Consider the following 18,103-nt stretch of genomic DNA (forward strand, 5'->3'; position numbering starts at 1 on the left):
TAATTTATAAATGGTTTTCTTTTAAGATTTTTTCGATTGCCAATATAGCTTCATTTAGAGAATGAGAATTGTCAATACGATAGTCGCAGTACTTTTCATATAAGTGTTTGCGTTGTTCGTATAAAGTATAAATATGTTTTGGATCTTTTGCTAGAAGTGGCCGACGGCCCATTTCGGCTGAAGCTAAGATCATTTCAAGCGGGCGGTCAATATAAAAAATAATACCTGCTTTTTGTAAAAGAATCATATTTTCTTGTTTCGTTACAACGCCGCCGCCAGTGGCAATAATCTGTAGATCTTGCCGGCAAAGCGATGAGATCGCCTGGCTTTCAATTTGACGGAAGACCGCTTCTCCTGCTTGAAAGATCTCTGGAATTGTTCTTTTTTCTCTTTGTTCGATATAATGATCTGTATCCCAAAAAACTTTATTCAGCTTTTCTGCCAAGGTGCAGCCGAGAGCTGTTTTACCTGAACCAGGCATACCAATAAGGATGATGTTCTTTTTTGTGTTATTCATAGTTTCACCACGCTGTTGTTTTTATTGCTATCATAGTTGTGGTTATTATAGAAAAAGGACTAGGTACTGTCAAGAGAAAAAACTTATTTGTGATTCAATGCTTGCAAAGCTTTTGCTGTAAAATTATTGCGGTTAAGCAGGAATCAAGGCGGGTAGAATAGTATCTAACTGTTTAGAAAATCTAGTTTGTAACGTTGTTTTTTCAAACTGAATTTTTTGTAAGGAGATAAAATATGCTACGTTTTTTATGTCCGGCTATAGCGACTTATCGCTGTTTAGATATTGAAGCTGACTATTTTACAAAGCATGAGTTGAAAGGTTTGATTCTTGATGTTGACAATACATTGGTTCCTTGGGGCGAGAAAGAGGTTTCCTTTGCCTATAAACAGTGGCTACAACGGTTGCAACAGTCAGGAATCAAGATTTGTCTTTTATCTAATAACCGCAATTTCCGTGTAGAAATGATTGCTGCAACTGAGGGGATCTTATTTGTTTCTAAGGCTTTAAAACCTTCTTTAAGGGGGTTTAAGGCTGCCCTGGCATTACTTAAGTTGTTGCCACGGGAAACGGCAGTTATGGGGGATCAGCTTTACACCGATATTTTAGGTGGAAATTTAAGCGGTTGTCATACCATTTGGGTAAAGCCGCTTTCGAATCGCGAATTTTTGGGAACAAAAATTACACGCTTTTTAGAAAAAATTACGGTGGCATGGCTTCGCCACAAAAATATGCTGCATTGAGCAAGAAAAGTAATAGAGCGTAAATTGGGAGTGGAAATGATGAAAATTGCTATGATTCAAATGAATATAGAAAGCGGCGCCATTGAACATAATCGGCAACATGGGCTGCAATTAACGGAACAAGCGGCGGCAGCGGGTGCTGAAGTAATTGTTTTGCCAGAATTGTGGACAAGCGGTTATTCGTTGCGTCAGGTAGAAAGTTTTGCTGAGAAAGAGGATGGGCCGACTTTGCGGGGGTTAAAGCGTATTGCGCAACAATATAATATAACAATTGTCGGTGGGTCAATTGCCTATCGGCGCGATGGCGCGGTATATAACCACATTCCTGTTTTTAATGGTAAAGGGGCTTTGACAGACTATCAAAAAGTACATTTATTTTCTTTGTTTAAGGAAAGCCGTTTTTTTCAAAGTGGTGATAAACTTTGCCTGTTTTCCATTGGGGACTGGAAAGTCGGTGTGGCTATTTGTTATGATTTGCGCTTTCCCGAAATGTTTCGCACCTTGAAATTGAAGGGAGCTTCGGTTATTTTTGTTCCTGCGGAATGGCCTTCTGTACGAGGTGCTAATTGGCAGGTTTTGGCGCAGGCGCGGGCCGTAGAAAATCAACTTTTTATTTGTGCTGTGAATTGTGTAGGTCAGCATAAAGGACAACCTTTTTATGGTCATTCGCTGCTTGTCGGACCTGACGGAACTATTTTAGCGGAAGGCGATGATACAGAGCAGATTCTCTATGGTGAAGTTGATCAGACCGCGATTTTGCAGGCTGAAGCAAGTATGACTGTGTTGCAAGATCGGCGCCCTGAGTTATATGAGGGGGTGGAAAAACGATGAGAATATTAGGAACCACACAAAAAGTCGGCTTGATTGGTTGGCCTGTAGGCCATTCGTATTCGCCACTGATTCATAATGCGGCTTTTGAATTTTGTGGACTCGATTATGTCTATGTGCCGTTACCTGTGCAGCCGGGCAATCTTTCTGAAGCCGTTGCTGGTCTAGAGTCGCTGGGGTTTGTTGGTGCGAATGTAACTGTTCCTCATAAAGTAGAAATTATGGCTTATCTCGATGAAATTGATGAACAGGCAAAGCAGATTGGCGCAGTTAATACAATCGTAGTAAAAGAAGGAGTACTCACAGGCTATAATACAGACGCTCCTGGATTTTTAGCCGCTTTAAGAGGAAAAGGATGCTCTCTAGCTGGGAAAAATGCACTGTTGTTAGGGGCCGGCGGAGCGGCTCGAGCTGTAGCTGCCGCCTTAGCTCCAGAAGTGGCATGTTTAACAATTGCTGCACGACGGCGTGAGCAGGCTGATGAATTAGCCAATCTTTTTTTGAACAGATCTGTAAATACGGTGACTTGGCCCAGTAACGAATGGGAACAGAGTCTAAGTAAAGCTGACCTAATTATCCATTCTACGCCAATGGGGATGTCGCCGCAGGTTGAGGCAGAGCCTGTTTTTGCTTGGAATCGATGCAAAACCGACACTTTTTTTTGCGATTTAATTTATAATCCTTTAGAAACTTTGTTTTTGCAAAAAGCACGTGGACAGGGTTATCCTGTTTTAGGCGGTTTAGCCATGTTGGTAGAACAGGCTGCGTTGGCCTTTGAAATTTGGACAGGACAAGAAGCGCCGCGGTCAAAAATGATGGACGTTGCGGCCCAGGCAGTCAAAGCTTCATTATAAATTTGTCACTATTTTTTGAAAACAGCAGGGATTTGCCGAAGAAACGCGAAGGCTTCTAAAGAGTCGTAATTAAGGCGTCTGTTCATAGCAATTTACCAAGTAGTTTCACTTCAACTGCGCTTTGCCGGAGGAGGTGAAAGAATGGTTAAACAGCGGCAGAGATTAGGCGAATTACTGATTGCAGCAAGATTCATTACAGTAGATAATCTGGAAGACGCGTTAATCAAGCAACAGAGCACGGGAGAAAAATTAGGGCAAATTCTAGTGAAAGAAGGGTTTTTAACAGAGGAACAGCTTATGCCGATTTTAGCGAAGCAATTATCTGTTCCGTATATTCCTTTAGCGCAGCGAGATCTTGATGCAGCTATCGTCAGATTCATTCCTTGGTCTTTAGTTCAGCGTTATAAAATTTTAGCGGTTGCTAAAACGGGGAATCGATTAACGGTTGTTATGACTGATCCAAGTAATCTTTTAGCATTAGAAGATGTGCATCTTGCTACCGGTTTTGAGATAAGTCCGGCTATTGCCAGTGAAAAAGAAATATTGCAGGCGATTCATCAGGTTTTTGGCGTAAAAGATCTGGTGAATCAGGCAGTAAAAGATCTTAAGGCGGAAGAGGCTCAACCTATACCGAAGGTGCAAGCTGCTAGCGATGCGCCGATTGTTGCGATTGTGGCTTCTCTGTTAAAACAGGCTGTGCGGGAAGAAGCAAGCGATATTCATATTGAAACTCTCGCTGACAAGGTCAGAGTAAGGTATCGCATTGATGGGATTTTGAAAGAAGTACTGTCATTTCCTTTAAGCATGCAAGCACCATTAATAGCGAGATTGAAAATTATGAGTAATATGGATATTGCCGAGAAACGTCGCCCGCAAGATGGCAGAATTCAAATGAACGAGGCCGGACGATCGATTGATTTACGGCTTGCTACTTTGCCGACGATTAAAGGTGAGAAGATCGTAATTCGTATTTTGGATCAAGCGGCAGTTCCGTTGACTTTAGAGAAACTTGGGTTATCACAACAAAACTTACAAAAATATGAACGACTGTATCGTCAGTCCCATGGTTTACTTTTAATGACTGGCCCGACAGGAAGTGGAAAAACCACGACTCTCTATGCGACCTTGCAAATTCTGAATCAGCCAGAAGAAAATCTTGTTACAATTGAAAATCCCGTGGAATATCATTTGCCAGGAGTGAATCAGGTTCAAGTAAATGAGAAAGTCGGGATTACTTTTGCTACCGGGCTTAGAGCTATTTTACGGCAGGACCCTAATATTATTATGGTCGGCGAAATTCGTGATAAGGAAACAGCCAACATTGCAGTGAGAGCTGCTCTTACAGGACATCTTGTATTTAGTACACTTCATGCCAGCAGCGCTGTCGGGGCCGTTACACGATTGCTTGATATGGGGATTGACCCCTTTTTAGTGACAGCTTCGCTAATTGGTATTGTTGCACAGCGTTTAGTGCGCCGATTGTGTCCTGTCTGTAAGGAACCTTTTTCTTTATTACCACATTCACCGGAAGTGGAATTTTTAAAAAATTTGGGAGAGGTAGATAGAACCTTTTTTAAGAGTCGGGGCTGTCCGCACTGCGGTCACAGTAGCTATCGAGGACGGCTGGCAATTCAAGAAATCCTACCTTTTTCCCGCACCATCAGAGAGGCTATCAGCCGTGGCGTTTCGGTTGATGAATTGTCTGAAATTGCGGGGCAAGAAGGATTTATTTCTATAAAAAAAGATGGAGTTTGTAAGGCAAAGCAAGGAATCACTACGATAACTGAGGTTATGCGGGCGGTTCGGAGCGAACTTTGAGTAAATGATCTGGCTAGAAAAAACTTGATATTGCTAAAGCTTTTTTGCATTGCCTATGATGGGGAAGAAGGCTTCACAAAATGGCACAAACTTTTATTTATAAAGGCCGTAATTGGCAGGGAAAAGTGGTGTCGGGAAGAGTTGTAGCAGAAAGTCGGGAAGCCGCTGCAAAGTTTGTTCGTCAGCAAGGGTATTTTGTGACTACACTTCGTCGGAGCAAGTCGCGTATTCTTTTGTGTTTGCAACGCCAATCGGTAAGTCGTAAAGAACTTGCTTTTTTCTGTCGGCAATTTTTTACGATGTTAGAAGCTGGGGTATCGCTTTTAGCCGCTCTTCAGATTTTGTGGGAGCAGGGCGTCAGTGAAAAATTCACCGAAGTGTTGGAAGTTATTTATAAAGAGGTGCAGGAGGGGCAACCCTTATGGCAGGCATTTGAGCGACAGACTGGTGTGTTTCCCCGTTCATTTGTTGCCACAATTAGAGCGGGTGAGCTAGGTGGTATTTTGGAGAGTGTCCTTTGTAGTTTGGCGCAGCAGCTAGAAAAAGAATGTGAATTGCAAGAGACGCTCCAAGGAGCATTCCTGTACCCGTTAATCGTTTTAGCTATGACCGGTTTATTGGTTAGTTTTATTTTGGTTGTTGTTATGCCAAATTTTGTTGCTGTTTTTTCGGATATGCATGTGGCTTTACCGCTTTTAACAAGAGTTTTACTCGCTTTTTCTGCTTTTTTACGAGAGTGGGGATTGGAGACCGTGGCAGTGACTGGGGGAAGCGGAATGATTGCCTACTGTTTTTTTAGAAACAGCAGTCCCAATTTCATTTTATATCAAATAGCAGTCAAAATGCCTTTTGTTCGTTCCCTATGGCGCAAAGCTGCTATTGCCCAGTCTACTCGCCTGTTGGCAACCTTGCTTGCTAGTGGTATTTCTCTAATGGATGCACTCATTTTGGTTGAGGATAGTACGAATCATCCGGAAATACGTTTATTGCTGCAAAAGGCTAAGCAGCAGGTAAAAGCAGGCGGATCTTTAACCGATTTATTACGTCGGCAGGTCTTCTTCTCGCCGCTTTTGATCCAGTTTGTAACAATTGGTGAAGAAACGGGGGAACTCGATGCGATGCTGCTCAAAATTGCACAAATATGCGAAGGAGAAGTGACCGTTACAGTTCGTAAGTTTTCTGTTTTATTAGAGCCATGTTTAATTATTTTTGTCGGACTTATTGTCGCTTTGTTTGCTCTAGCAATTATGATACCACTTTTTGATGTGATTTCTGGTATGAATCAACTATAACGAGTCGCGTTCTCTATAGGCATTTTCTTCTTTTGTATTTTCGGCGAAAGCGGTGTTTTACAATGAGACGAGGCTTTACCTTAGTGGAAATGCTTGTTGTTCTCTTTTTGCTTTCTTTAATTTCTCTGTTGGCTGTGCCGCGCTGGGTGAATTTGTCTGATTTGACTTTGTCCTTTGCGATGGACCAACTGGTAGCTGATTTGTACCTTACGCGCGAGTTATCTTTTTGTCATGGAACTGCTTATTTATCTTATGCAAATGGACCTAATGGAGCATATTACTATATCTCTGACCAGGGAAAGATTGTGAAACGAGCTCAGTTAGCGAAAGAGCTATATTTTCCGGCAGACGGAAATTTGATTTTCTGGGGGGCTGGTTTTCCAGTTACCGGTTATAGCATTGATCTTGCAGCAAAAGGAGCGAAGTATCGTGGTGTCATTGTCATTGCTTTATCGACAGGGCGAATTCGCAGCAATCTTTCTTACTAAAAATAAAAAAAGTGATACAAGTAGTGGCGGTTTTTTCTTATTAGATATTTTAGTGGCTAGCGCCATTATTCTTTTTCTTGCTGCGACTCTTGGTGCAGCCTTGCAAATGATGGTTTTGGCAAGTCGCAGTTCTAAAGATGCTTTCATGGCGGCGCAGTTGTGTCAGGAAAAACTAGCCCAGTTGCAGGCTGTCGGTACGGCTTCTATTTTAGATAGCAGTCAGGAAGACCTTTTAGGTAATCAGGTCAGGTTTAGGCGGGAAGTTCATATTAAACCGCATCCTCGCTATCAAGAGCTTGCAGTGGTGACCGTATATGTTCATTGGCAAGAAGGCAGAAACGAGGAACAGGTGTATTATTGCACTTATGTACCAAGTCAAAAAGTTATGGCGATACAATGAAAATAAAAAAGGTAACAAAGGTTTTTAATGTAAAAGGGTTTACTCTTGTGGAATTGACTTTATATCTTGCGCTGTTGCCAGTTCTTCTTAGTATCGGGCTTCCTTTTATGCAAGTCGCTATTAAAGAACATCAAATGATTCACTCGAATATATATCTTACGGAGCAGTCCAGAATGGCGGTCGAGATGCTAAGACAAGATTTGTTGACTGCTGATGCTGATTCGGTTCATTTTGGCGGCGATGATCTTTATTTTACCGCCCAGGGCAAAAATATTACTTACGTACAAAGCTCGCAGCAGGGCTTTTATCGCGATTTAAATGATGGGGCGGGAGCGCAGCCAATTCTTTCTTCGCATCATATTTCCCTAAAAAAATTTTTTTGTTTCTATCCTGAACAAACGCATCAACTTATTAACTTGAATTTGGAGTTTTATGATGAGCAAACAGGACAGTCTGTTACAGTTAAAACCGCGGTATATCTTTGGAATTCTGGGGGGCAGGGGGTATTGCGGTGAAAGTTTTTTGGCGAGAGGAAGGTTATGCGACTATCTTTACAATTGCATTGGCTCTCTTTCTGGGAGTATTCATTGCAGCTATGGCTAAAGAAGTTCAAATTGTTCTGGCTACAGACGATGTGGCGCGACGAGCCCAACAGGCTGAATATGCTGCTCAGGCAGGATTTTATGCAGCTTTTGCCGAAGTTTCGACGCAGCCGAATACTTTTCGCCAGAGCTGGGTTGAATCTTTAAATGAATCTTCCATGGGCGAGGCCTTTGTTACGATTGAAAAAGAAGACAAAACATATTACATTCATTCTATCGGCTCGTTTAGAGGAGCAAACAAAGCTTTGCAGGCAACCTTGCAATTTGACACGAAGGGTGTTTTGCTTATGCATATTGATCATGATTTGCATAAAGACAGAACGTAGATCTTAGACAAAATAACGAGCGAGAAAGGGCGGATACCATGATATTGAAAAATTATATGGAAGATCTTGTGTGGCAGAAGCTTACGGCGATTTTGTCAGAAAGGCCTCATATTTGCTCCTGTGAACGATGTCGTCATGACATGGCGGCTATCGCGTTAAACCTATTGCCTTCAAAATATATTGTTAAACCTTTGGGTGAAACCTATACAAGGACCCATCTGCTTGAAACACAATTTAATGCGGATATTGTTACAGCCATCAGTCGGGCGGTTACTATTGTAAAAAATAATCCCAACCACTCGGATGATGAGAAAAAAGTATAAAATTGTTTTTACTAAAACGCAGATGGCATTCTATTAGACGGAATGTTATAGGTTATTTTCAGCAACGGTTTACAAGCCTAATTGGTCTGGATATAGGTACGTCTTCCCTTAAAATTGTTCAACTTGATAAGCTATCTAAAAAAAATGAGCTTACTCATTTTGCAATCTTTCCAACCGGAAGTGGTTGTTTAAGTCAGTCCCCGTTGGCCGATATGGTTCAATTGACAACTGCACTACAACAAGGCTTGGCGATCAGTTGCGCAACGGCCAAAAATGTTGTTTTAGCGTTAAGCGACCACTATGTTTTTTCGCGGGAGATTGTTTTACCTGTTATGACATCTGATGAATTGGCGGAAGCGATTCATTGGACGCTTGATGAATATGTGCCTTATGAACCGGGGAGCTTTTATTATGATTTTGCCATTATGGATTCTAATGTAAAAACAGATCGTATGCGGGTTTTTTTAGTCGCTGTGTTGCGGTCTCTATTAGATCCGCTGTTAGCAATTTTAGAAAACTTACACTTGCAGGTTTTGGCAGTGGAAACGGAATCCCTGGCCTTATTGCGTACAGTTTCTGAAGAAAAGGACTTGCTGTTTCTTGACATTGGTGCTAAGGAAACACAGCTTACGTTTATTCAAAATGAAACCCCTGTATTCACAAAAAGTATTTCCCTTGGCGGCGATCAATTGATCAAGTTTCTGGCGGCTTCAATTGGCTGTTCTATGCAAGAAGCGCAGAGTTTTAAAGAATGCCAGGAGCCGTTACTTTTTGCGGATATAATGGATAACGAGGCAAGAAAATGGACGACAGAGCTTTTGCAGCAGGTTCGCGAAGCGATCAATTACTATACGAGGCAGTATGCTGAAGCTGCGTTTCAGCAACTTATATTGACAGGACGAGGCGCTTGCTGGAGCGGTTTAAGAGAAGCTTTTGCGTTAGAAATAGACATTCCTGTCTTTTATCATGATCCATTAGCTAACATTGCAGTAGCGCCTTGCCTCGATCAGGAATTTTTAGCGAAAGAATCCCCTGCTCTAGGCGCTGCGCTAGGCCTTGCTATGCGAGGCGAAATGTAATGATACATATTAATTTGTTGCCAAAAGACAAAAGAATCTCAAAACTTAGTTTCAAGAAATTTTACTGTTTTTTTATGGGCCTATTTGGGGGACTTTTTTTCTTTACTTATATTTTTCAGGCGATTTTTTTATATCAATTGAAATCAGAAGTGCGAACGCTGCAATCTAAGCTCTCTATATATCAGCCTATGAAAGTGCAAATGGAAGCGGCGAGGCAGAGCGAAGCATCTCTAGCTGAAAAAACAACCACTATTGAGACGATACAGCAGGGCGCAGTTGTTTGGACGCCTATTTTTATCAATTTAGCGATTTTGGCAGCACCGCAGTTATGGTTTACCGATCTTGAAGTGGAAAAAAGCTATATTAGAGTAAAGGGGAAAGCACTAGATTATTCTTTTGTAACTGCTTTCATGGATCAGTGTGGCCAATCAGAATCATTTGCAGATCCTTTGCTAATTCATGCTGGGCGTGATGAAAAAGAACCTGTAACAAAATTTGAGATTGTGTTAAAATTGAAAGGGCTATAGTATGTTACGTGTGAATTTGACGAAGAAAAAGTCCTTCTCACAAAAACAACTGCTTTTTATTGGCGTGGGGTTTTTCACTGTTTTATCGTGCGCAGTTTTAAAGTTCTTTTTGCTACCACAGTATCGCGAGATCATAGCGTGGCAAACTACCAAAGTTCAGGTCTTACAGGAGTTAGATAAAGTTCAGCTTTTCTGTGAATTACATCCGCAGGGAGATGTATATTTAGCTGAACTGGATCAAAAACTCATCGATGCCGATCAAAAGATTCCGGTAGACGCATCTTTAGCAGAGTTTGTTAAAACTTTAGCGGGACTTGCTTGGCAGCAAGGGCTTACCTTAGAGAAGGTAATGCCGGAAAAATCCTTTCAACAACAAGGATTTTGTGAAATGCCTTTGGAAATTTCATTGCGAGGGTCCTTTTTTTCTATTCTTAGATTTTTACAACAATGTGAGAGTCTTCCTCGTTTAATGACAATCCATAAAGTTGTTTTTGCGTCAAAAGGATTGCAAGTAAGCTGTAGCTTAGCAATTTCTATTTATGCTTATTCTCTGCCTGCGGAATTTTTGCAAGAAAAGGTTGGAGCAAAAAGCTCTGATCGTCTAGCAGAACGGGTGAGTTCCTTTAAGCAATAGGATCTAGAAAATTTATACTTTAGTAGATGAGGTGTACTATGTTACGATTTCTTACAGCAGGCGAATCCCATGGACCTTGCCTTACTGTGATTATGGAGGGCTTGCCTGCAGGTCTTAAGCTATCTTCAGAAAAAATTAATGAGCAGCTAGCGCGGCGTCAACAAGGTTATGGGCGCGGCGGACGCATGAAAATTGAGACAGATAAGGTTACGGTTTTATCAGGACTTCGTTTTGGCGAAACATTAGGCAGCCCTCTTACCTTACAAATTATTAATCGAGATTGGCAAAACTGGCAGGGAAAAATGGCACCGGAAGGGTTGCCACAAGGTGAAAAAGTCTTAGAACCACGTCCAGGCCATGCTGATCTTACGGGCTTGTTAAAGTACGACCGGAGTGATGTAAGAGATATTTTAGAGCGGGCGAGCGCTAGAGAAACGGCAGCAAGGGTGGCGGCAGGCGCTGTTGCTCGCGCTTTATTAGAAGAACTTGGCATACAGATCTATTCTCATGTCATTAATATTGGCGGTGTCAAACTGGAAAAGGCTGTTACAATCGCGGAACTACAGGAACGGAACTCCGAAGTAGGCTGTGTAGATCCTATTGTTAGTGAGAAAATGAAAGCGTGTATTGATGCGACGAAAACAGCTGGTGATAGCCTTGGCGGTGTTTTTGAAGTTCTTTTGTTGAATGCGCCGCCGGGACTTGGCAGCTATGTCCAATATGATCGTAAGTTAGACGCAAAGTTTGCTGCTGCCTTTGTTTCCATTCAAGCGATTAAAGGCGTAGAGTTTGGCGCCGGATTTGGTTGTGCTGATCTTCCAGGAAGCTTAATTCACGATGAGATTACTTATAGCGAAAGCGGCATTCATCGTCTTACAAATCATGCCGGCGGTATCGAAGGCGGTATGACGAATGGGGAAACGATTTCGATTCGTGCAGTTATGAAGCCAATTCCTACCTTAATGAAACCTTTACAGACCTTTGATCTTGCTACAGGGGAAGCTATTGCAGCAAGTACTGAACGGAGTGATGTGTGCGCTGTACCCGCGGCAGCTGTAGTTGGCGAAGCAGCGGCAAGCCTTGTTTTGGCAGAAGCTATTTTGGATAAATTTAGCAGTGATTGTATGGCGGATTTACAGAATAGTCTTGCCTCATATCGCCAAAGAATAGATTTTAAACCTTTTAGCAATCAGAATAAATAGAAACAGGCGGTGGAGCTATGACAATCATTCCGATTGAGTTGGGGGAAAAAAGTTATCAGATTGAAATGGTTGCCGACTCCTGGCAGGACCTTGCAGACTGGCTTACATCACAATCTTTTTCGCAGCAGGGGCTGATTGTTTCTGATAGTAATGTAGGTCCCTTATATGGAAAGACGGTACAGACGCTGTTAGAACAGGCTGGGATTTGCGCTGATATTTATTGCTTTCAGGCGGGCGAAGCAGCAAAAAACCTGCAAGAAGCAAATGCTATCTTCACAAAAGCGATTCAAGAAAAACTGGATCGTCACTCGCTGCTCGTAGCGCTTGGCGGCGGAGTTGTCGGTGATATGGCGGGCTTCGTTGCTGCTACTTATTTACGAGGCATTCCTTTTATTCAAATTCCGACATCCCTTTTGGCTCAGGTTGATTCGAGTGTTGGCGGTAAAGTGGCAGTAGATCATCCCTTAGGAAAAAATTTAATAGGCGCTTTTTATCAGCCGCGGCGAGTACATATCAATCTGGCTGTTTTAAAAACGCTGGAGCCACGGCAGTTTTATGCAGGTATGGCTGAAGTGATTAAGTACGGTCTATTAGCAGATTCAACTCTATTTCAGTATTTGGAAGACCATGCTGATGCATTGTTAGCACTAGAACCAGAGGCAGTCGGATATGTAATTCAGCGGTGCTGCGAAATGAAAGCTGAGTTTGTTTGCGCTGATGAAACAGAACAGGGAGTTCGCATGGCTTTGAATTTGGGTCATACAATGGGTCATGGGATTGAAGCGGCCAGTTCTTTTTCCTATCTTCATGGCGAGGCTGTTGCTGTGGGATTATTGGGGACGTTGTATCTTAGTGAACTTACTACCGGCTTAAGCCCTACAATCGCTGTAAGACTTAAAAGACTTTTACAGCGCTATCATCTGCCTACTGCGGCACCTGGCTTTAAAGAGGATGACATTTTATCTTATATGAGTCGAGATAAGAAAAATTTAAATCAACAGACTCGCTGGATCTTGTTAGAGGATCTCGGTAAGTGGAAAATTAGCAGTTCTGTAGAAGACTCGGATGTGCTTGCTGTTCTAACACGCTTAGTGGCAGTAGAAGCTTAATTTAAATGATTATAGTAGGAAAGAGAGCCTGAAATTTTAGGTTCTCTTTTTTTTCGCTAATTCTGTAACCATGAAGTAAACATAATAATGGGGCTGGAATATGATAGAGTAGTACCTCGGCGGCAGGTCTTTATAAATAAGGCGGTGGTTGAATTGGCATTGCAACCGGAACAGCAGCTTACACAAATGCTTCAACTGCAGCAACTTTACGTGAATAAAATTAGCAAAATGATTATGGAAGTCTGGTTTCCTTTATTCTTAACTGAGAATAAGACTTTTTTAGGTTTTTGGCAGGCATTTATAGTATTTATGCAATTTCAGGCGGGCAGTGAAGGTTACAGTCGAGCGATTTTTATTTTTCCCGAGCCACATTCTTCGGGACTCGAAACGCTTCTCGATACTTTTGTCGTAACCGGCGCTGAATATTTGGAACTTGCTATTGCTTATTTGGAAGAAGCACAGGCTCTTCCTTCTGCTTGGAATAAAGAATTGTCGGGGATTCATCAGTTCTTGCTTCTCATTGAGGAAATGGAACTAAATATTATTGCCTTGCTTGAAATTTTGTTAGCGCAGAAAAAACAAGGGGAACTTTTACAATAGCTGTAAGCAGGAAGTTTGCTTCTTTGGGTGAATATGTAGAAAAGAGATTTGTAGGCCGAAGCCTATTTACTATACAAAACTGATGATTCCAGAAGGAAGACACAGCTTTTGACTAAGGAAATTAGGTGATACAAGATGGACAATTTAGAGGAAAAAGTGCAGAAATTGCAGACAGTGCTGCGGTCTTATGATAAAGCGGTCATTGCTTTTTCCGGCGGCGTCGACAGTACTTTCCTCGCTGCTGCTGCTAAATCTGTAATGACAGATCTTTTGCTCGTTACAGCCAGATCAGAAAGTTTAACGCAAAAAGAACAAGAAGATTGTAGGGCCATCGCTGCGACGCTAGAGGTGCCGCAGCTTTTTTTAGAAGCTGGTGAATTTGATGATCCCGATTTTGTAAATAATACAGCGGAACGCTGCTATTTTTGTAAGAAAAATCGATTTTCCGCGTTAGCTACTTGGGCAAAAGAACGCGGCTACGCGTATATTTTGGATGGAACGAATTTAGATGATCAGGGCGATTATCGTCCTGGTCTAAAAGCGTTAGCGGAGATTCCTATGGTAAAAAGTCCTCTGCTAGAAGCTGGTTTTCATAAAGCGGAAATTCGTCAGCTTTCGAAAGCTTGGCAACTGCCCACTTGGAATAAGCCCAGTGCTGCCTGCTTAGTATCTCGCTTAATTTATGGCTTGCCTATTACTAGGCAACGGTTAAAACAGGTAGAAGAGGCGGAAATTCTGCTTGCTTCGGTGGTTAAAGGGCAGTTTCGCGTACGCCATCATGGGAACTTAGCCCGCATTGAAGTCGAACCTGACCAAATTGCCGCGATTATGGTGGGGGAAGAACGGGAAAAACTCGTGAGCGCCTTTAAAGCAATTGGTTTTACTTACGTAACAATTGATCTCGGGGGCTACCGCACGGGAAGTATGAATGAGATGCTGGAGTTGAAGGATCATGTGGAGTGAAAAAACTAGAGGGATTTTAGAACAGGTTCAGCGTGGTGAAGTTTCTCTTGATGAGGCGCTTGCGAAGCTATCTCCTTATGAAGAGTTGGGATTTGCCAAAATTGATCACCAACGCTCAGCGCGCCAAGGCTTTCCTGAAGTTGTTTATTCGGAAGGAAAGACAGTGGATCAGGTGGTTCAGATTGTTACTTCGCTCGCAGCGCATCATAGCAGCATCTTAGCTACAAGGGCTAGTCAGGATATGTATGAAGCTGTAAAGAACGTTGTGCCTGATGCGGTGTATTATGAATTGCCGCGGCTGATCGTGGTGGAGAAAAATCCGTTGCCTAAAGATGAAGATCGCTTTATTCTAGTGCTTACGGCAGGGACAAGTGATCTGCCAGTAGCAGAAGAAGCGGCGATTACGGCAGAAGTCATGGGCAATTGTGTGAAACGGATTTACGATGTAGGAGTAGCGGGAATCCATCGGCTATTAAGTCAACGGGAATCGATTGAAGCAGCAAATGTCATTATTGTGGCGGCGGGCATGGAAGGTGCGTTGGCCAGTGTTGTGGGCGGGCTTGCGGCTAAACCGGTTATTGCTGTTCCGACAAGTGTCGGTTATGGGGCTAACTTTGGCGGCTTAGCGGCTCTCTTGGGGATGCTTAATAGCTGTGCTGCCGGCGTAGCTGTCGTAAATATTGACAATGGCTTTGGCGCTGGTCGTCTGGCTAGTATAATAAATCATATGAGGTGACAGAATGAAGGCAATTTATTTAGACTGTTTTTCAGGAATCAGCGGCAATATGCTGCTTGGCGCGTTGTTGGAGGTCGGCTTGCCTGAGGCCAAACTGCGGGAAGCTTTACAATCTTTGCCACTGGATCACTATGAAATAAAGGTATCTAAGGTCAATAAATTAGGTATTGCCGCAACTTATGTTGATGTCGTCACCGGGGAAGGGCACCATCATCGCCATTTGCCTGATATTTATAAGATCATTGATCAGTCTGCGTTAAATGACCTGGTTAAAGTAAAAAGTAAAGCAGTTTTTACTTTGCTTGGTGAAGCGGAGGCTAAAGTTCATGGTACGACAATTGATCATGTGCATTTTCATGAAGTCGGTGCAGTCGATTCGATTGTAGATATTGTGGGCATTGTTTTTGCTCTTGATTATTTAGGGATTGAAGCTGTTTATGCTTCTAAAGTTCATGTGGGTAGCGGTCTGGTTCGTTGCAGTCATGGTTTTATGCCTGTACCAGCGCCTGCTACAGCAGAACTGCTCAAGGCGATACCGACGTACAGTGGCCAGGTGGAAAAGGAATTGGCAACTCCCACGGGAGCGGCGATTCTTGCTGCTTATGGAAAGGCCTTTGGTGATAAGCCAACTGCTTTTGCGACAAAAACGATTGGCTATGGCGCTGGCAGTCATGAACTTTCTATTCCCAATGTGCTTCGTTTATATTTAGGAGACGTACAGGAAGCAGAACAGGATTTATGGGTTTTAGAAGCCAATATTGATGATTCCACGCCACAGGTACTTGCTTATACTGTTGAAAAGTTATTGGCACTTGGTGCTTGTGATGCATGGATTACGCCAATTGTTATGAAAAAGGGTCGCTCAGCGTCAATGTTAAGTGTACTAGCCGAAGCGGCAATGAAAGATACTTTATGCCGCACTGTATTTGATGAAACATCGACGATTGGTATGCGGTTTTATCCTGTGAACCGGGCAATTGCAGAGCGTACTCTCGTTACGGCTAAGTTGCCAGACGGCGATATTGCCGTAAAAGTTAGTACCTATGAAGGTAAAATCATTCAAATTATGCCTGAATATGATGATTGTGCTACGTTAGCGAAGCAAACAGGACAAGCGCTAAAGTCAGTGCAGGAAGCGGCGAAACAAGCAGTTTTACAGAAATCGTAACAGGATAGTCGCTAAGGGTTGTCTGTCGCGGTGCAGTGGCGGACAACCTTTTTTGCTTGATAAACAAAGGAGGTTCTATAGTGGCTCCCAAGAAATTTTATGCGGTTCGTGTTGGCAAGGCTCCTGGCTTATATTTGAGCTGGAATGAGTGCAAAGCCCAGACTCATGGTTATCCTAATGCACAATTTAAAGCATTTCTTACCGAAAGTGAAGCGCAAGCCTATCTGGAGGGCGGGCAGAAAAGTCTAGCTAGTTCCAATGCAGAAGAGTACCATATCTATGTTGATGGTAGTTTTAATCAGAAACAAAACAAATATAGTTGGGCTTTTGTGGTTCTGAAACAAGAAGAAGTCTTGTTTCAGGACAGCGGTGTTGGTGAAAATGAAGAAGCAGCTCTCATGCGCAATGTAGCAGGTGAGCTCGCGGCGGCCATGCGCGCGATTCAGTGGGCTGAAAAAGAAGATCGCAAGCCGATTCGGCTTCATCATGACTATATGGGAATTGGCGCTTGGGCGACAGGCGCTTGGAAGGCCAATAATAAATTTACTCAGGCCTATAAAAATTTTACGGCAAATAAACTGGACTGGATCTTTTTTGAAAAAGTAAAAGGTCATAGTGGTGTTTTAGGGAATGAACTGGCGGATCAACTAGCCGGTCAAGCTCTGGGTAAAGAATAGGACAGTGATGGTTTGGTGAAAGAAAAATTATGGACTTTACCGTATATTGGAATGAGTGCGAGCAGCTTTTTTCAATATATGATTCATTATACGTTGTTGGCGGCGCTGCCTGTGTTTGCAATTCAGGAGTTGCAGCAAAGCGATCATGAAGCGGGGTTAACTTTAACTTTTTTTCAGATTGGCGCAGTTCTCTTCCGCCCTTTTGCCGGGCGCTGGATTGATAAATGGAGTAAACGCAAAGTTGTTTTTGTTACTTTAGCTCTATCGTGTCTTGTCTGTTTTTTATATGGTTTTGCCCAAGGCGCTTTCTTTTTATTGTTACTTCGGTTTATCCATGGAGCGGCTTTTTCGACGGGAACCACAGCAACAGCCACTATGGCTGCGCTTTTTTCGCCTTTATCGCGGAAAGGCGAGGGAATTGGTTATTTTTCAGTTTTTACCAGTCTAGCCATGGTTGTTGGCCCTTTTGTGGGCTTAGCTGTGATTCACTCCTATTCGTTTACAATACTTTTTAGTGTTTGCTTTATACTAAGCCTCTGCGCTTTTGTCGGCGGTAACGGCGTTTCCTTTAAAACAATGAATTTACAAAGGGCAGTTACGTCAAGACGGAATTTTAACTGGCGAAATTTTGTTGAGCCCAAGGCTTTGCCTGTAGCGTTAACGGGCGTGTTATTGGCTTTTGTGTACAGCAGTTTACTAACCTTTTTACCGTTGTATGCCCGTAGCCTCGGGATGTTGGAAGCGGCAAGCTATTTTTTTGCAGTTTACGCCGCAGTGATCGTAATCTCGCGCCCATTCATTGGCAAAGCCTTTGATCGTTTTGGCGCAAAATTTATTGTCTATGGTGCGGTAGTGGTGTATTGCAGCGGATTTTTACTGCTAGGCTTTTCGCACAATCTTCTGCAGTTTTTACTATCAGGCGCCGTAATTGGTTTGGGTTTCGGCGGTCTGAATCCGACCTTTCAAACTTTGGCAATTTTAGCAGCGCCGCCCGAACGCAGCGGGCTTGCTACGGCAACGTATTTTTTATCATTAGATGTTGGCGTTGGCTTAGGATCTTTTTTGCTTGGTATTATTGTCAGCTATAGTAATTACCACATATTATATCTGTTCTGTGCTGGCTGTGTAGTTTTGCTAGGATTTTTGTATTACTTTTGTTGCGAGCGCAACAAGGCTGTAAAGTCTGAAAGTGGATTTTGTGAAAACTCATAGAAACGTAT

22 protein-coding genes are annotated in these 18,103 nt (G+C 42.7%); 21 read left to right on the forward strand and 1 reads right to left on the reverse strand.

What is annotated here, in order from left to right; all coding sequences use genetic code 11:
• Nucleotides 1–4: 4 nt before the first annotated feature.
• On the reverse strand, nt 5–517 hold the full coding sequence (locus AC0NJP_RS02060; RefSeq protein ID WP_474698605.1) for a shikimate kinase: 513 nt from the start codon (nt 515–517) through the stop codon (nt 5–7).
• A gap of 233 nt (nt 518–750) precedes the next feature.
• On the opposite strand from AC0NJP_RS02060, the gene AC0NJP_RS02065 reads away from it, so the two are divergent.
• The 21 genes from AC0NJP_RS02065 (at nt 751) to AC0NJP_RS02165 (ending at nt 18,095) form a co-directional block, all read left to right on the forward strand.
• Nucleotides 751–1,257, forward strand: a complete 507-nt coding sequence (locus tag AC0NJP_RS02065; protein WP_474698606.1) for a YqeG family HAD IIIA-type phosphatase — start codon at nt 751–753, stop codon at nt 1,255–1,257.
• 36 nt (nt 1,258–1,293) lie between these two features.
• Complete coding sequence (locus tag AC0NJP_RS02070) at nt 1,294–2,088, forward strand: carbon-nitrogen family hydrolase (protein ID WP_474698607.1); 795 nt, start codon at nt 1,294–1,296, stop codon at nt 2,086–2,088.
• Nucleotides 2,085–2,939, forward strand: a complete 855-nt coding sequence (gene aroE, locus AC0NJP_RS02075; RefSeq protein ID WP_474698608.1) for a shikimate dehydrogenase — start codon at nt 2,085–2,087, stop codon at nt 2,937–2,939. Before AC0NJP_RS02070 ends, aroE begins: the two co-directional genes overlap by 4 nt.
• Before the next feature lie 141 nt (nt 2,940–3,080).
• Entirely contained in the window at nt 3,081–4,757 is a 1,677-nt protein-coding gene (locus AC0NJP_RS02080) for a GspE/PulE family protein (protein WP_474698609.1), read from the forward strand.
• An 80-nt stretch (nt 4,758–4,837) separates the two neighbouring features.
• Nucleotides 4,838–6,049: a type II secretion system F family protein gene (locus AC0NJP_RS02085; protein WP_474698610.1), complete on the forward strand. Its 1,212-nt coding sequence runs from the start codon at nt 4,838–4,840 to the stop codon at nt 6,047–6,049.
• A 62-nt stretch (nt 6,050–6,111) separates the two neighbouring features.
• Nucleotides 6,112–6,537 (forward strand): prepilin-type N-terminal cleavage/methylation domain-containing protein, encoded by a 426-nt coding sequence (locus AC0NJP_RS02090; protein ID WP_474038360.1) that lies wholly within the window; start codon nt 6,112–6,114, stop codon nt 6,535–6,537.
• A complete protein-coding gene (locus AC0NJP_RS02095) occupies nt 6,479–6,937 on the forward strand; it encodes a type II secretion system protein (RefSeq protein WP_474698611.1) in 459 nt (152 codons plus the stop codon). The genes AC0NJP_RS02090 and AC0NJP_RS02095 overlap by 59 nt, the downstream gene beginning before the upstream one ends.
• Nucleotides 6,934–7,452, forward strand: coding sequence for a hypothetical protein (locus AC0NJP_RS02100; protein ID WP_474698612.1), 519 nt, complete (start codon nt 6,934–6,936; stop codon nt 7,450–7,452). Before AC0NJP_RS02095 ends, AC0NJP_RS02100 begins: the two co-directional genes overlap by 4 nt.
• A complete protein-coding gene (locus tag AC0NJP_RS02105) occupies nt 7,449–7,865 on the forward strand; it encodes a hypothetical protein (protein WP_474698613.1) in 417 nt (138 codons plus the stop codon). The genes AC0NJP_RS02100 and AC0NJP_RS02105 overlap by 4 nt, the downstream gene beginning before the upstream one ends.
• A 38-nt stretch (nt 7,866–7,903) precedes the next feature.
• Entirely contained in the window at nt 7,904–8,188 is a 285-nt protein-coding gene (locus AC0NJP_RS02110) for a late competence development ComFB family protein (protein ID WP_474038364.1), read from the forward strand.
• Between the two features lie 2 nt (nt 8,189–8,190).
• Complete coding sequence (gene pilM / locus AC0NJP_RS02115; protein ID WP_474698614.1) at nt 8,191–9,267, forward strand: type IV pilus assembly protein PilM; 1,077 nt, start codon at nt 8,191–8,193, stop codon at nt 9,265–9,267.
• Nucleotides 9,268–9,404: 137 nt separating this feature from the next.
• Complete coding sequence (locus tag AC0NJP_RS02120; protein WP_474698615.1) at nt 9,405–9,794, forward strand: PilN domain-containing protein; 390 nt, start codon at nt 9,405–9,407, stop codon at nt 9,792–9,794.
• A gap of 1 nt (nt 9,795) precedes the next feature.
• A complete protein-coding gene (gene pilO / locus AC0NJP_RS02125) occupies nt 9,796–10,428 on the forward strand; it encodes a type 4a pilus biogenesis protein PilO (RefSeq protein WP_474698616.1) in 633 nt (210 codons plus the stop codon).
• 38 nt (nt 10,429–10,466) lie between these two features.
• A complete protein-coding gene (gene aroC / locus AC0NJP_RS02130; protein ID WP_474698617.1) occupies nt 10,467–11,630 on the forward strand; it encodes a chorismate synthase in 1,164 nt (387 codons plus the stop codon).
• 17 nt (nt 11,631–11,647) lie between these two features.
• On the forward strand, nt 11,648–12,739 hold the full coding sequence (gene aroB, locus AC0NJP_RS02135) for a 3-dehydroquinate synthase (protein ID WP_474698618.1): 1,092 nt from the start codon (nt 11,648–11,650) through the stop codon (nt 12,737–12,739).
• A 153-nt stretch (nt 12,740–12,892) separates the two neighbouring features.
• Complete coding sequence (locus tag AC0NJP_RS02140) at nt 12,893–13,339, forward strand: hypothetical protein (RefSeq protein ID WP_474038370.1); 447 nt, start codon at nt 12,893–12,895, stop codon at nt 13,337–13,339.
• 135 nt (nt 13,340–13,474) lie between these two features.
• A complete protein-coding gene (gene larE, locus AC0NJP_RS02145; protein WP_474698619.1) occupies nt 13,475–14,302 on the forward strand; it encodes an ATP-dependent sacrificial sulfur transferase LarE in 828 nt (275 codons plus the stop codon).
• Nucleotides 14,292–15,038 (forward strand): nickel pincer cofactor biosynthesis protein LarB, encoded by a 747-nt coding sequence (gene larB / locus AC0NJP_RS02150; RefSeq protein ID WP_474698620.1) that lies wholly within the window; start codon nt 14,292–14,294, stop codon nt 15,036–15,038. Before larE ends, larB begins: the two co-directional genes overlap by 11 nt.
• Before the next feature lie 4 nt (nt 15,039–15,042).
• The gene (larC, locus tag AC0NJP_RS02155) at nt 15,043–16,206 is read left to right on the forward strand and encodes a nickel pincer cofactor biosynthesis protein LarC (RefSeq protein ID WP_474698621.1); all 1,164 of its coding nucleotides are present in this window, start codon (nt 15,043–15,045) and stop codon (nt 16,204–16,206) included.
• An 80-nt stretch (nt 16,207–16,286) separates the two neighbouring features.
• Complete coding sequence (locus tag AC0NJP_RS02160; protein ID WP_474698622.1) at nt 16,287–16,883, forward strand: ribonuclease H1 domain-containing protein; 597 nt, start codon at nt 16,287–16,289, stop codon at nt 16,881–16,883.
• A gap of 15 nt (nt 16,884–16,898) precedes the next feature.
• Complete coding sequence (locus AC0NJP_RS02165; protein WP_474698839.1) at nt 16,899–18,095, forward strand: MFS transporter; 1,197 nt, start codon at nt 16,899–16,901, stop codon at nt 18,093–18,095.
• Nucleotides 18,096–18,103 lie beyond the last annotated feature (8 nt).

It is taken from the genome of Pelorhabdus sp. sgz311002 (assembly GCF_056134285.1).